Annotated in this window: 13 protein-coding genes and 1 pseudogene; 10 read left to right on the top strand and 4 right to left on the bottom strand. The window is 53.6% G+C overall.

What is annotated here, in order from left to right; all coding sequences use genetic code 11:
• Positions 1–25: 25 nt before the first annotated feature.
• A complete protein-coding gene (locus tag KVT28_RS11380; RefSeq protein ID WP_101761738.1) occupies positions 26–2,212 on the top strand; it encodes a TonB-dependent siderophore receptor in 2,187 nt (728 codons plus the stop codon).
• A 172-nt stretch (positions 2,213–2,384) separates the two neighbouring features.
• Positions 2,385–2,870 carry a hypothetical protein gene (locus tag KVT28_RS11375; RefSeq protein WP_101761737.1) on the top strand — a complete coding sequence of 162 codons (486 nt, stop codon included), beginning with the start codon at positions 2,385–2,387 and terminating at the stop codon, positions 2,868–2,870.
• Positions 2,871–2,939: 69 nt separating this feature from the next.
• On the opposite strand, the gene KVT28_RS11370 is transcribed toward KVT28_RS11375, so the two are convergent.
• Together KVT28_RS11370 and KVT28_RS11365 are read right to left on the bottom strand one after the other, a co-directional pair.
• Complete coding sequence (locus KVT28_RS11370) at positions 2,940–3,569, bottom strand: LysE family translocator (protein ID WP_101761736.1); 630 nt, start codon at positions 3,567–3,569, stop codon at positions 2,940–2,942.
• Between the two features lie 93 nt (positions 3,570–3,662).
• A complete protein-coding gene (locus KVT28_RS11365; RefSeq protein WP_101761735.1) occupies positions 3,663–3,974 on the bottom strand; it encodes a PTS lactose/cellobiose transporter subunit IIA in 312 nt (103 codons plus the stop codon).
• Positions 3,975–4,142: 168 nt separating this feature from the next.
• Here KVT28_RS11365 and KVT28_RS11360 point away from each other — a divergent pair, with 168 nt between their 5' ends.
• The 4 genes from KVT28_RS11360 (at position 4,143) to KVT28_RS11345 (ending at position 8,093) form a co-directional block, all read left to right on the top strand.
• Positions 4,143–5,477: a PTS sugar transporter subunit IIC gene (locus tag KVT28_RS11360; protein WP_061719102.1), complete on the top strand. Its 1,335-nt coding sequence runs from the start codon at positions 4,143–4,145 to the stop codon at positions 5,475–5,477.
• A gap of 9 nt (positions 5,478–5,486) precedes the next feature.
• Positions 5,487–6,914: a glycoside hydrolase family 1 protein gene (locus tag KVT28_RS11355; protein ID WP_176973434.1), complete on the top strand. Its 1,428-nt coding sequence runs from the start codon at positions 5,487–5,489 to the stop codon at positions 6,912–6,914.
• Positions 6,915–6,923: 9 nt separating this feature from the next.
• The gene (locus tag KVT28_RS11350; protein WP_101761733.1) at positions 6,924–7,241 is read left to right on the top strand and encodes a PTS sugar transporter subunit IIB; all 318 of its coding nucleotides are present in this window, start codon (positions 6,924–6,926) and stop codon (positions 7,239–7,241) included.
• A gap of 78 nt (positions 7,242–7,319) precedes the next feature.
• Positions 7,320–8,093: an FCD domain-containing protein gene (locus KVT28_RS11345; protein ID WP_036650080.1), complete on the top strand. Its 774-nt coding sequence runs from the start codon at positions 7,320–7,322 to the stop codon at positions 8,091–8,093.
• Positions 8,094–8,334: 241 nt separating this feature from the next.
• On the opposite strand, the gene KVT28_RS11340 is transcribed toward KVT28_RS11345, so the two are convergent.
• Positions 8,335–9,255, bottom strand: a complete 921-nt coding sequence (locus tag KVT28_RS11340) for a LysR family transcriptional regulator (RefSeq protein WP_101761732.1) — start codon at positions 9,253–9,255, stop codon at positions 8,335–8,337.
• Positions 9,256–9,397: 142 nt separating this feature from the next.
• Here KVT28_RS11340 and KVT28_RS11335 point away from each other — a divergent pair, with 142 nt between their 5' ends.
• Positions 9,398–10,399 (top strand): zinc-binding alcohol dehydrogenase family protein, encoded by a 1,002-nt coding sequence (locus KVT28_RS11335; protein ID WP_101761731.1) that lies wholly within the window; start codon positions 9,398–9,400, stop codon positions 10,397–10,399.
• Positions 10,400–10,514: 115 nt separating this feature from the next.
• Positions 10,515–11,168 carry an oxygen-insensitive NAD(P)H nitroreductase gene (gene nfsB / locus KVT28_RS11330; RefSeq protein ID WP_101761730.1) on the top strand — a complete coding sequence of 218 codons (654 nt, stop codon included), beginning with the start codon at positions 10,515–10,517 and terminating at the stop codon, positions 11,166–11,168.
• Positions 11,169–11,241: 73 nt separating this feature from the next.
• On the opposite strand, the gene KVT28_RS11325 is transcribed toward nfsB, so the two are convergent.
• A complete protein-coding gene (locus tag KVT28_RS11325) occupies positions 11,242–11,688 on the bottom strand; it encodes an ATP-binding protein (protein WP_240632886.1) in 447 nt (148 codons plus the stop codon).
• A 368-nt stretch (positions 11,689–12,056) separates the two neighbouring features.
• Here KVT28_RS11325 and KVT28_RS11320 point away from each other — a divergent pair.
• Together KVT28_RS11320 and KVT28_RS11315 are read left to right on the top strand one after the other, a co-directional pair.
• Positions 12,057–12,749: pseudogene (locus tag KVT28_RS11320) on the top strand (hypothetical protein).
• A gap of 225 nt (positions 12,750–12,974) precedes the next feature.
• Positions 12,975–13,454, top strand: coding sequence for a type VI secretion system tube protein TssD (locus tag KVT28_RS11315; protein WP_061719111.1), 480 nt, complete (start codon positions 12,975–12,977; stop codon positions 13,452–13,454).
• Positions 13,455–13,623: the final 169 nt, after the last annotated feature.

The raw sequence follows: 13,623 nt of genomic DNA, 5'->3' as shown, positions 1-13,623 counted from the left end.
GCAGTTTGAAATAGAGATGGCAACTATGTCCGTTAACGCTAAAAATTCAGCAATACCTGCTGTGGCACGGCAGTTCAGATTCAATCCTCTGTACCTTTCTCTGGCCTCAATTTTGTTGGTGACACCAGCCGCCTTCAGTGTGGCTGCCGAAGAGACCCTAACCGTCAACGCCGACACGCGTGAAAGCGTGACTTCGCCGCTGCAGGGCTACGTGGCGAAAGAGAGCGCGGCAGGCACCAAAACCGCGACGCCGCTGCGCAAAACCCCGCAATCCATTTCGGTCATTACCCGCGAGCAGATGGACGATCAGGCTGCGGCCTCCGTCGCCGATGCGCTGAGCTACAGCAGCGGCGTGTTGACCAACTATCGCGGTAACTCCAACCGTAATGATGAGATCATCGCGCGCGGTTTCCGCTATGCGCCGAAATTCCTCGATGGCCTGAGCTACGGTTTATCCGGCCAGGCGGGCGCAGCGGGGCAGATCGATCCCTGGTTGCTGGAGCGCGTAGAGATGATCCACGGCCCAGCTTCTGTGCTGTACGGCCAGGTGAATCCGGGCGGTATCGTGGCCATGACCAGCAAGCGCCCAACTGCGCAGAGCATTCACAAAGTGCAGCTCAGCACCGGCAACCAGCATTTGGGTGAAGCAGCGTTTGATTTTGGCGGCAAGCTGAATGATGACAACACGCTGTTCTACCGCCTGAACGGTATTGCCAGCAGCAAACATGAGTTCGTTAAGGACAACAAACAGCAGCGCATGGCGATTGCGCCAGCGATAACCTGGCTGCCGAACGCGGACACCAGCTTAACGCTGCTGACGATGTATCAGAACGAGCCGAAAGCGGGATACCGTAACTTCCTGCCGGCCAGCGGTACGTTGAAAGAGAGCAGCGCGGGCTTTATACCTTACGATTTCAACGTCAGCGATCCGAGCTTCAACGAAGCCAAGCGCGAACAGACTTCGATCGGCTATATCTTCGAGCACAATTTAAGCGATAACGTCAGCTTCACGCAGAATCTGCGCTACAGCAACATGGACGAATCGTACAAATATCTGGTGTATACCTTTGATGCGGATAACGATCACTCGATCAACCGTCGTCCGCAGCATGACAAGATCAAGTCGAAAGAGTTGGGTCTTGATAACCAGCTGAAAGCCACCTTTGAAACCGGCAACATCGCGCATACCGTTCTCGGCGGGCTGGATTACAAGTGGAGCGACGTGGATAACAAACTGTGGCGTGACAGCGGCGATCAGTACATCCTCGACTGGGCGAATCCGACACGGATCAGCATCAACGAGAGCGATTTGACGCTCACTACCAGCACGCGCAAGAAGCTCGATCAGGTGGGCGTTTATCTGCAGGATCAGCTGGAGTGGAATCAGTGGAACCTGCTGCTCTCCGGACGTCACGACTGGAGCGAAGTGCGCACGCAGGATCGCACCGACGACAGTGAAACCCAGCAGAATGACAACAAGTTCACTGGCCGCGCGGGTCTGCTGTATGCGTTTGATAACGGCATTTCACCGTACGTCAGCTACAGCACCTCGTTCGAGCCAAACCTCAACAGCGGCGCGCCAGGCACCGATCCGTTCAAACCGACCACCGGCGAACAGACCGAAGTGGGCGTGAAGTATCAGCCGGTAGGTTGGGATGCGGTGTTTACCGTGTCAGCGTTTGATATCACGCAGAAAAACATCACCGCTTATAACAGCGTGACCGGTTATAACGAGCAGATTGGTAAAGTGCGTTCGAAGGGCATCGAAACCGAAGCGCATGCGCAGATCACGCCAGAGATCAAACTGTTAGCGGCCTATACCTACACCGATGCGGTGACCAAAGAGAGCAGTATCACGCAGCGCATCGGCCATTCACCGTCGAGCATTCCGCGTCATGCGGCGTCGGCGTGGGGCAGCTATACCTTCCTCGATGGCGTGCTGAGCGGCTTTACGCTGGGCAGCGGCGTGCGTTATACCGGCACCGCGCCAGCGGATGAAATTGGCGTCGATAAAGTACCGCACTACACCCTGTATGATGCGATGGCGAAGTATGAGCTGGGCGAAGCGGCGAACTCGCTGCGCGGCACCACGCTGCAGCTGAACGTCAACAACATCGCGGATAAGCACTACGTGGCGTCATGCAGTAATGAAAGCGCCTGCTTCTACGGCAGCGGTCGCACCATTGTGGCTTCCGTCAGCTACAGCTGGTAATTCCCTCCGGCGGCCTGCGTGGCCGCCGTTTCGTTTCGCATTCCGTGCGACGCGCTTTCAGCCGGGTATTTATTAAGCGGTTTTCGGAAAATACTGTATTTGTGTGACTGTCATCACTCTGCAAGGCACGTTAAAATACGCGCTTCTCATTTAGCAGGGGTTTTTCGTCACGATGTTATCGCGCTTCACTTTAGCCACTTTGATGGCAACAATCATGCTCACCGGCTGCGCCCGCCTTGCCGCCGTTACTGGTACATCTCATGACAGCACTGCGACTGCGGACGCATCCGCCGCTCAGCCTGCAACCGGCGCGCCAATCGACAATAATGATTCGCCTTCTCCATTCGAGACCGGCCCAACGGTGATTAACGTTTCGCACCTGGTGACGCGTACCGATGACGGTTCTTCTGTCTATGTGACGGTAGATGGTCAGGATGCGGGGTTGCTGAAGAAGGGTGAAAAACGAGAAATTCGTGTTGCGCCAGGTAAACACCAGATTGGTGGTTACGTGCAGACGCTGTTTGGTTTTGGCAAAGTGACCATCGCGTCCGTGGATGTCACCACCGATCCGAACAGCCCGAAAAACGTGGTCTATTCTGTAACGCGCCAGAAGCCCGCGTTCAGTGAAACCGACGCCACGCCGCCGAATAATTCCTGATGTATGGGTGCGCACAAATGCGCACCAGTATGGTTTTTTCAGGTCGCCATTCATGGCGACCTCGCTACATCAACTCCGGCTAAACACCAGTTTCAATCCCGCAACTGTGAAGCAGCAAGCCAGCAGCGCATCCAGCCCACGACGGATACGGCGATAGAAAGCCGCCATCACCGCGGTGGAAAACAGCAGCGCGTAACCGCCAAACACCAGCACACAAATTGCCGCGCAGCCTGCAATAATCATCGGCAAGGTTGATGCCGCCGCACCCGGTTTTAACGCCACCGACATGATCGCCACCCACGTCAAAATCGCTTTAGGATTGCCGACGTGCATCAAAATGCCCTGACGAAACATTCTGCCGAAGCGCGCTTTTTCGCTGACCGGTGCGAATTCACTGGCATCTGGCCGACGCAGCGCCGATTTCCCCGCCTTAAACGCCAGCCACAGCAGATACAATCCGCCGCCAATCTTTAGCACAACCAGCAGTTGCGCAAAGGTGGCCAGCACGGTGAGAACCCCGCAAGCCGCCAGCAGCGCCCACATCATTGAACCGCCAATCACGCCGCTCGCTAATGCCAGCGCCGCGCCGCGTCCCTGTTTCATCGCCGTGCCCATAATCGCCATATTGCTCGGGCCGGGACTGGCGGTAGCGACGAAATAGGTGGTGTAGATAAGAATCAGTTCATGTGACAGCGCCATAGGTTCCTCTGCGATGGCGGAAGTGAACCAATGTTATATCGCCTGAAGCTGCATTCTTCCAGAATGGTTTAACTATTCATCCTTGCTGCATCCTTACTCCCCATGCAACTCCTTCCTTAACAGCACCAACTCGCCCGCCAAATCGCGGCACAGCATCGCCGTCATCAGATGATCCTGCGCATGCACCAAAATCAGCGTGACCGGTACTTTACCGCTGCCTTCATCGGCACCAATTAACGCGGTCTGGATTTTATGCGCGGCTTTTGCGGCCTCGTCGGATGCTGCTAAAGCCTCATCGGCACCGTGCCAGTCAGCTTTACGCGCCTGCTGAATCGCCATCATGGCTTGCGATCGCGCCTCACCGGCATTAATCAGCAACTCCATCATCGTTTGTTCAAAATCCATATCCGCCTCACTTATTGGTATGCCAAATTGGTAATAACGATGCTACCGGAATACCAAAAATGAGTTCCGCGAGCATGATCACAGAAATTAACGGCGAATATCGCCATTTTGGTATGCCACGAACCATCAAGCTGATGCATAACACCTAAAACCGCTGAGGGTTGACCAATGTCTCTACAGGAACGTCTTATCGATTCACTGGGTAGCTTTGCCACGCGATTCAACAGCTACCGCTACATTATGGCGATCAAAGCCTCGTTTATTACGCTGATGCCGGTGATCATCGTCGGCGCGTTTTCGGTGCTGATTTCCAACATGGTGCTGGATCCGAAAAATGGCCTCGCCAGTTTCTCTGCGCTGTCGTTTCTCGCCGATCTGAAACCGATCACCAGCAGCATTAACTACGCCACGCTGAGCTTTCTGAATATCGGTGCGGTGTTTCTGATTGGTATCGAACTGGGCCGCATCAACGGCATTAAAACGCTGTTTCCCGGCCTGCTGGCGATCATCTGCTTCATCTCGGTGACGCCCACCACGCTGCAAATGCTGGTGGATGGCCAGATGCACGTGGTAACCGATGTGCTGGCAAAACAGTTCTCCGATACCAAAAGTCTGTTCCTCGGCATGTTTATCGCCATTCTGTCGGTGGAGATTTACTGCCGGCTGGAGCAGGTTGAACGGCTGAAAATCAAAATGCCGGATACCGTGCCGCCGAACGTTGCCGCGTCATTTTCTGCGCTGATTCCGTCGATCATCACCGTCACGCTGGTCGCCACCTTTGGCTTTATCTTCCATCAGATCACCGGCATGTACCTGTACGACGCAGTGTACAAAGTGGTGCAGCAGCCGCTGGAATCGGTGGTGCAGAGCTTGTGGGGCATTCTGCTGCTGATGTTTGTTGCCCAGCTGTTCTGGGTGATTGGTATTCATGGCAACCAGATGGTGAAACCGATTCGTGAGCCGCTGCTGCTGGGGGCGATTCTGGTCAACATGAACGCCTTCGAGCAGGGTAAGGAAGCGCCAAACATCATCACCATGCCATTCTGGGACGTGTACATGAGCATCGGCGGTTCCGGCCTGACTATCGGGCTGTTAACCGCCGTGATGATTGCCACCAAACGCAAAGAGATGCGTGAAATCGCCAAACTGTCGTTTGGACCTGGCTTATTCAACATCAATGAGCCGGTGATTTTTGGTATGCCGATCATGCTCAACCCCATTCTTGCCATTCCCTTCATCATCACCCCGCTGGTAACCGGTTCGATTGGCTATTTCGCCACGGTGATGGGCTTTGCCGGCAAAGCGGTGGTGATGGTTCCCTGGACTACGCCGCCGATCATCAATGCGTGGCTTTCTACCGCCGGTTCGATGGGCGCGGTGGTGACGCAAATCATCTGCATCGTAGTTTCGGTGTTGATTTATCTGCCTTTTGTCAAAGTGGCCGCGCGTCGCGCCGAAGCGGCGGAAGCAAAAAATCTGCAGGCCGAACTGGCACAAAATTAAGGAGGATCTATGAGTAAGCACACCATTGCGCTGCCGCAGGGTTTTATTCTCGGCGCGGCGGCATCGGCCTGGCAAACCGAAGGCTGGAGCGGCAAAAAAGCCGGCCAGGATTCGTATCTGGATGCCTGGTATCAGCAGGATCGCCACGTCTGGCATAACGGCTATGGACCGGCGGTGGCGACAGATTTTATCAACCGCTTCCGCGAAGACGTGGCGCTGATGAAAGCGGCGGGGCTGACGCACTATCGCACCTCGATCAACTGGTCGCGTTTTCTCACCGATTATGAAAACGCGGTGGTTGATGAGGAGTACGCGGCCTATTACGACCAGTTGATTGATGAGATGCAGCGACAGGGCATTGAACTGATGTTGTGTCTCGAACATTACGAACTGCCGCTGCAGTTGCTGGAAGAGTACGGCGGCTGGCAATCAAAACATGTGGTTGAGCTTTTTACTCGCTATGCCGAGAAGGTGTTTGCCCGCTACGCCGGAAAAGTGACGCGCTGGTTTGTTTTCAATGAGCCGATTGTGGTGCAGACGCGCGTCTATCTTGATGCGCTGCGCTGGCCGTATGAGCAGAACACCCATAAGTGGATGCAGTGGAATCACCATAAAAATCTCGCCACGGCGAAGGTGGTTAAGCTGTTCCGTCAGCAGGGTTATGCCGGCACGGTGGGCACCATTCTCAATCCGGAAGTGACCTATCCGCGCTCTTCGGCGGCGCACGATGTTAAAGCCGCAAAAATCTACGATCTGTTTTACAACCGGGTGTTTCTCGATCCGGCAATCAAAGGCGTCTATCCAGCGGAACTGCTGCAACTGCTGGATAAACATGAGGTGCAGTGGGATGTCACCGAGGAAGAGCTGGCGATCATCGCCGCCAACACCGTCGATGAAGTGGGGCTCAATCTTTACTATCCGCATCGTGTTAAAGCGCCTTCACGCGCCTGGCACCCAGAGACGCCATTCCATCCCGCTTTTTACTACGAACATTTTGAGTTGCCAGGCCGCCGCATGAACAGCTCGCGCGGCTGGGAGATTCAGCCACGCATTGTTTTCGACATGGCGCAGCGCATGAAAGAGGAGTACGGCAATCTGCCGTGGTTTGTGGCCGAGAGCGGCATGGGCATCGAGAATGAAGCGCAGTTTAAGGATGCGCAGGGCGAAATTCAGGACGACTACCGCATCAACTTTATTGCTGAACATCTCTACCAGGCGGTGCGTGCGCGTGAAGCGGGCAGCAACTGTCAGGGCTACATGCTGTGGGCGTTCACCGACAACGTTTCACCAATGAACGCCTTCAAAAACCGCTACGGACTGATCGAGATCGACCTCGACAACCAGCGGCAGCGGCGGATGAAGAAATCCGCGCACTGGTTCCGTCAATTGCGCGACACCCAGCAATTGACCCTCAACATTGACGATGAAGCCAAATAAGGACAACCGATGAAACGTATTATTCTGGCCTGCGCGGCAGGCATGTCGACTTCGATGTTAGTCACCCGCATTGAGAAAGAGGCGGTAGCACGCGGTCTTGAGTACCAGATCTACGCCATTCCGGAACAAAACCTGCGTGAAGAGTTACAAAACTACGGTCAGGACGTGGTGGTGGTGCTGTTGGGACCGCAGGTGCGCTTTAAGCTGGAGGAGAATAAAAAGCTGACCGACAGCTATCAACTGCCGATTGCGGTGATCGATAGCGTGGCTTACGGCACGTTGAATGGTGCAAAGGTACTCGATCAGGCACTGGCTTTGGTACACTAGCGCCCAGATAGCAGTCAGGCTCCGGCTCGCACAGGACGCGGCCGGGCCGAATGCACCATGATGCAAAAGGGTGAGAGCGTGGAAAAAGCCGAAGCGCCACAAGAGAAAAAGCAGTATCAGGAAATTGGTCAGCATCTGCGTCAGCAAATCCTTGATGGTCATTATCCGGTTGGATCACGACTGCCGCCAGAGCGGCAGTTGGCCGAAACCTGGGGCGTGAGCCGCACCATTGTGCGTGAAGCGTTGCTAATGCTGGAGCTGGAAGGCACGGTGGATATTCGTCAAAGTTCTGGCGTTTACGTGATGCGCATTCCTTCGGAAAGTGAGGATGCGGAAGAGGCCTTTTTCCGCAGCGATGTCGGCCCGTTCGAGATGTTGCAGGCGCGTCAGCTGCTGGAGAGCAACATCGCGGCCTTCGCCGCCAAAATGGCCACCAAAGCCGATATTGAAAACCTGCGCCGCACGCTGGAGCAGGAGCAGCGCGCCATTGCACTCAACGACAGCAGCCAGGATAACGACAAGTTATTTCATCTGCTACTGGCAGGCGCGACGCAAAATCAGATGTTGCTCGATACAGTGACCAGCGTCTGGCGTCATCACGAAGCCAGCCCGCTCTGGCAGCAACTGCGACCGCAGTATGAAACCCGCGCCTATCGCCTGAAGTGGCTGGGCGATCATCAAACCATTCTGGCCGCGCTGCGACGCCGGGATGTGATGGGTTCCTGGCAGGCGATGTGGCAGCACCTGGAAAACGTCAAGAACACATTGCTGGAGTTATCCGATGCCGATGCGCCAGACTTTGATGGCTATCTGTTCGAATCCGTGCCGATTTTCCAGGGTAAGTTGATGTGATGAGGTCGCCATTCATGGCGTAATGCCGCTCAGTTAAACGCCGTATCAAATCACCGCTTCTTCCGTAGCGGCGCGATTTATCGCGCAATGCATTGCGCCGCTACAATGTGAGCTCTCGGTAACTAAGGATTTTCACGTCTTAACTGACGAGCATAACGACCTAAATGCGGGCCCCTGTGTGATAGTAATTACAACGCAGCGCGCAAGGTTCAATGACAAAGCTGCACGATAAATCGCGACGCTACTCATGCTGGGTGAGCTTCGCGGTTAACGCACGCAGCGGCGTGCGTAGCACCTCATGCAGCGCGCGGATCGCGGGGGAAAACTGTTTGCGATGAGGGCAGATAAGGTGCAGCGGCGTGCTTTCACCCGGCATCTCCGGCATTACGCGTTCCAGCCTGCCGGCCAGCACATCGTCACACACATCAATCCACGATTTATAGGCGATACCCATGCCGGCGATGGCCCAGCGCCGCGCGACTTCGGCATCATCACACAGCATGCGGCTTTTCACCGTGATCTGGCGGCGCATGCCATCCTGCGGAAAGGTCCATTTGTCGTAAACGTGGCCGCCCATCATAAACAGCAGGCCATGATGGTGCTGGGCGATCTCCTCCAGCTGTTGCGGGCGACCGTGACGATCAAGGTAATCCGACGACGCCACCATCACGCGGCGATTGTCCTCCGCCAGCGGCAACGCCACGTAGCTGCTGTCTTCCAGCTTGCCGTAGCGAATGGCGATATCCACCGGATCGCGGAACACATCGCTGATCTGGTCGGAAAAGGAGAGCCGCACTGCCAGCGCCGGATGCGCGCGGCAAAAGTCAGTGATCAACGGCAGCAAAATATTGCGACCAATATCCGACGGCAGCGCGATTTTCAGCTCGCCGCTCAGCGCATCTTCATCGCTCTGCAAGCTGTCGGCACCGGCATGCATCAGCGCCAGCATCTCCTGCGCAAAGGGCAGATACTTTTCCCCTTCGGCGGTTAAGCGCAGGCTGCGGGTGGAACGGGCGAACAAGCGGCGATCCAGTTCCCGCTCCAGCCGCTGAATCGCCGCGCTGACCTGTCCGGGCAGTAAATTCACCTCGCGCGCCGCGCGTGAAAAGCTGCCGAGTGCGGCTGAACGCACAAACAGAGTGACATCTTCCAGTCGGATCATCTTCTTATTCATCGTGGTAGTCAGCAGGGATTTTCACTCTAAGAGTGAAAGTGTTCACCTGCAACTGGCATTTTTCATTGCGCTGTGGACCGCTATGCTGAATTTACTTCACCAAACCTGCTGATGAATAAGGATCTGCCTGATGAAAGCCATTGTTTATAGCCAAAACGGTTTACCGATTTCCGATGAAAATGCGCTGTATGAGCTTGAGGTTGATAAGCCAACGCCAGGCGCGCGCGATCTGCTGGTAAAAATTCACGCCATTGCGGTCAATCCGGTGGACACCAAAGTGCGCGCCGGTGCGCCGACCGATAAGCCGCGCATTCTCGGTTGGGATGCGGTAGGCGTGGTGGAAGCAGTGGGCGCAGATGTCACGCTGTTCCAGCCGGGCGACGAGGTGTTTTACGCTGGTGATATCACGCGCGCCGGCAGCTATGCCGAATATGGGCTGGTGGATGAACGCATCGCCGGGCACAAACCGCGTTCACTGAATGACGCCGATGCCGCCGCGCTGCCGCTGACCTCGCTGACCGCGTGGGAACTGCTGTTTGATCGTCTTGAGGTACAAGCCGATGACAACGCCGCGCTGCTGATTATTGGCGCAGGTGGCGGCGTCGGTTCCATATTGACGCAACTCGCCAGCAAGCTAACCAAATTGACGGTGATCGGCACCGCTTCCCGCCCGGAAACGGCGGATTGGGTGCGTTCACTCGGTGCGCACCATGTGATTGATCATTCTCAACCGCTGGGCGAACAGCTGGCGGCGATTGGACATAAAGAGGTGCGCTATGTCGCCTCGCTGACGCATACCGATAGCTATTACGATCAGCTGATTGATGCGCTCGCGCCGCAGGGCAAGCTGGCGTTGATCGACGATCCCGAGACGCTGGATGCGGTGCCGCTGAAGCGCAAAGCGATTTCACTGCACTGGGAATTGATGTTTACGCGCTCGCTGTTCCATACCGCCGATATGCAGCGCCAACATGAGATTCTGCAGCGCGTGAGCCAGCTGATTGATGACAAAACGCTGCAAACCACCGCCGGCGAACATCACGGCATGATCAATGCCGCCAATTTGCGCAAGGCGCATGCGCTGATCGAGAGCGGTCGCGCACGCGGTAAGATCGTGCTGAGCGGGTTTTAACCAACTTAACGCAATAAATGATGCAAACCACGCGCAATAAATTGCGCTGCTACGGATATCCGCACACTTGTGTAGCGGCGCGATTTATCGCGCTACAAAGAAAAAGGAATAGGCCATGACACTCAATGATGCAGTCGCTCGTCGTCACACTGTAAAAGCCTTTGAACAAGGTAAAAGCCTGCCGCAGGATGAAATCGAAACCCTGCTGAACGTGCTGCGCAACAGCCCGTCTTCGGTGAACTCGCAGCCGTGGCATTTTGTGGTGGCGTCAACCGAAGCGGGTCGCGAGCAAATCGCCGCATCCACCGATGGCGCCTTTGCCTATAACAGCCCGAAAGTGCGCAATGCCTCGCACGTTATCGCGCTGTGCATGCGCACCGATCTGGATGAAGCGCATTTGCAGAACGTGCTTGATCAGGAAGATGCTGATGGCCGTTACGCCAGGCCGGAAAGCAAAGCGAACAATGACATGGTGCGTCGCAGCTATGTCGATATGCATCGCTATGAATCACGCGATGTGCCGCAGTGGATGGAAAAGCAGGTTTATCTGGCGTTGGGCGGATTGTTGCTGGGCGCAGCGATGTTGGGCATTGATGCCACACCGATGGAAGGTTTCGATCAGCGCGCGCTGGATCAAGCGCTGGGTCTGCGTGAGAAGGGCTTTACCAGCGTGGTGCTGGTGTCGCTGGGTTATCGCAGCGATGCGGATTTCAACGCCGCGCTGCCGAAATCACGTTTGCCACGTGACGAGATTTTTACCTTTATTTAAATATTTCGCGCAATAAATTGCGCCGCTACGGATGGACGCACGTTTCTGTAGCGGCGCGATTTATCGCGCAAGATCAATACGGAAACCGCAACGTAAAGCGATTCACACCCTTCTCGCTATGCATCTCACAACTTCCCTGATGCAAACGCATAATGCTGCGCACAATCGATAAGCCCAAACCGCTGCTGCCCTGATGTCGTGAGCTATCGGCGCGCCAGAAACGATCAAAAATGCGCGCCTGCTGTTCCTCACTTAATGCCGGGCCGTGGTTTTCCACTGTCAACGAATGGTCCTGATTAAACACGCGAATGGTTGAGTTTTGGTCGCCATAGCGCAGCGCGTTGGCGATCAAATTGGCCAGCGCGCGTTGCAGCAGTTGCGGATCAGCGAGCAGTTCGCCGTGCAGCGCCAGATAATCTACGACGCTGTGCGTCTGACTCAGTGCCACTTCAGTTTGGCCGATCAGCGTGCTAATCGGCGTGCGCAGATCGTGCGCCATATCAGTAGAAACCTGGCTCAACTGTTGATAACTCCGTTCAAGGCGCCCCCAGTATCTGATTGAAAGCCGCCACCAGCGGCTGCAGTTCCGCTACCGCCTGTTCAGGCATTCGCTGCGACAAAAGGCGCACGTCAATCGCATCCGCCTGCGATAGCCAGCAGCATGCCCGCTGCAAGGGTGAGTTTGTTCGATTTCATCTTAATACTCCTGATTTGAAGGTAGGCCATCAGGATATGCAATCGGCTCTGACATCAGCGTGAGCGAGTTATGACAAAAGAATGACATGCGCACTTGTTATATAGAAATGACCTAACGTAATAGGTGGATCTAAAATTTGATAATCAGTATCGTAGACCACAGTTACTATAAGGATATAGGATGCAAAAGTTATGTTTAACAGCAGTGAAGTCATCAGTTATCTTCAAGCAAATAAAATTCTCGTAATGAAACTTGACAATGCCGTTGATGCCGTCGGAAAACAGGTGGCGGAATAGGTCAAATCAATCGGTGCTGGTGCTACCCGAGCGTTGTTTTACACGTCCTGTTTCACTGATGAATATAACGATGTATGCCTGCGGCAAAAAAATGAAGATATCCGTTTTCGGGATGGGGTTTACCGACTTCTCAGGCATGGAGATATTGGCTTTGAGATGCTTAAAGTATATTTTGAAGAACTGCTAAAATATAAAACTGCACAGCAATTAGAATACATAAAGAAAAAGCTTGTGACGCTTAATGTTCATATTGCTGCAAGTTCACTGACTAACGCAGGTTTTGCTATGGCGGCAGCCAGCGCCGTTCGCATGGGATTAAACCTGAGTATGGAGATCAGCGCGCTGATAGGGCGAATAGCCGGTGGTGTAGTGGGAGCAGCAGCTTTGTATGGTATTGTTCAGAGGGCAGCAGATAGTGCGCACCGCCTTCAAACTCAATATCCCGTCTATTATTCAGCGCTCTATTTACAGAATCTGGAAATGATGTATTTCCTAATTGAACCCGTAATGCAACGCGCGAGTGCCCTGGATGCTCAGTGGGCAACTGAAGAAAATATTGCAGATATCATTACCCGGTTGATTAGGTAACTATGATTAAATTTATAAAAGACTCAATGTGTTCATTAGTTAGGTCGTTAGTATGGATATACGGACCGGCAATATTGACCATTGTCTTTGCATTACTTCAGGCTCATTTTTTTCCAGGAAGTCCAGTTTGGCCTATTGCGGTTTTCTTTATATTCGCGCTGGTCATCGTGGCTCGTTACATAAAATGATGAAGTTTAAAAAACTGTTAACAGATAAGGATATTGTATGTCGACGCCCGCACATTTATGGCTAGAAGATGAAAATGGCTCGCCTATTGTTGGAAGTTGTTTAATCCCACTGAGGTTAGGTTCTATCGAATTAAAATCATTTTCACACGGCATAACCATCCCAGTAGATCCAAATAGGGGAAAATTGACCGCAACGCGAGTCCATCAACCTATCGTGATAGTAAAAGAGTTCGACAAGACAACACCAATTCTTTATCGCGCTGTATGTGAAGGGCGCACACTTAAAAAAGCTACGATCAAGATGTATCGGATTCTTGAATCAGGCATTGAGTCCGAATATTTCAATATCATTTTGGATAACGTTAAAATCACCACGGTTTCGCCTTACCTTGCCCCAAATGGTCAGAGCAACACTCATGTTGAAACATTAGAGTTGCGTTATGAGGCGATCACCTGGAAGTACACGGAAGGAAATATTATTTACCGCGATACATGGAATGAATACGCTTGCGCGTGACACTATTTCAGTGACCAAAGTTATAAAGTGTATCCAAACTAAGTTTGTTTCCGCATAACGTTCATCTTCGGCATTAAGATTCTCTTACTGCCGAAGATAAAATTTCTTAACCCCTTCTGTTTAATAAGTATTCCCTCTGCATTAAATCCGTAATTTCTGTAGTGAGATC

It is taken from the genome of Pantoea sp. GbtcB22, from assembly GCF_019091025.1.
Taxonomy (GTDB): Bacteria; Pseudomonadota; Gammaproteobacteria; order Enterobacterales; family Enterobacteriaceae; genus Pantoea; species Pantoea leporis.
The sequence above is the reverse complement of the archived record's forward strand: the minus strand, read 5'-3'. Positions and strand labels throughout refer to the sequence as shown.

Coding starts and splice junctions, on each gene's coding strand:
- KVT28_RS11340 (WP_101761732.1), bottom strand. CDS start 9,255: ATGATCCGACTGGAAGATGTCACTCTGTTTGTGCGTTCAGCCGCACTC.
- KVT28_RS11315 (WP_061719111.1), top strand. CDS start 12,975: ATGTCGACGCCCGCACATTTATGGCTAGAAGATGAAAATGGCTCGCCT.
- KVT28_RS11350 (WP_101761733.1), top strand. CDS start 6,924: ATGAAACGTATTATTCTGGCCTGCGCGGCAGGCATGTCGACTTCGATG.
- nfsB (WP_101761730.1), top strand. CDS start 10,515: ATGACACTCAATGATGCAGTCGCTCGTCGTCACACTGTAAAAGCCTTT.
- KVT28_RS11370 (WP_101761736.1), bottom strand. CDS start 3,569: ATGGCGCTGTCACATGAACTGATTCTTATCTACACCACCTATTTCGTC.
- KVT28_RS11365 (WP_101761735.1), bottom strand. CDS start 3,974: ATGGATTTTGAACAAACGATGATGGAGTTGCTGATTAATGCCGGTGAG.
- KVT28_RS11355 (WP_176973434.1), top strand. CDS start 5,487: ATGAGTAAGCACACCATTGCGCTGCCGCAGGGTTTTATTCTCGGCGCG.
- KVT28_RS11380 (WP_101761738.1), top strand. CDS start 26: ATGTCCGTTAACGCTAAAAATTCAGCAATACCTGCTGTGGCACGGCAG.
- KVT28_RS11360 (WP_061719102.1), top strand. CDS start 4,143: ATGTCTCTACAGGAACGTCTTATCGATTCACTGGGTAGCTTTGCCACG.
- KVT28_RS11335 (WP_101761731.1), top strand. CDS start 9,398: ATGAAAGCCATTGTTTATAGCCAAAACGGTTTACCGATTTCCGATGAA.
- KVT28_RS11375 (WP_101761737.1), top strand. CDS start 2,385: ATGTTATCGCGCTTCACTTTAGCCACTTTGATGGCAACAATCATGCTC.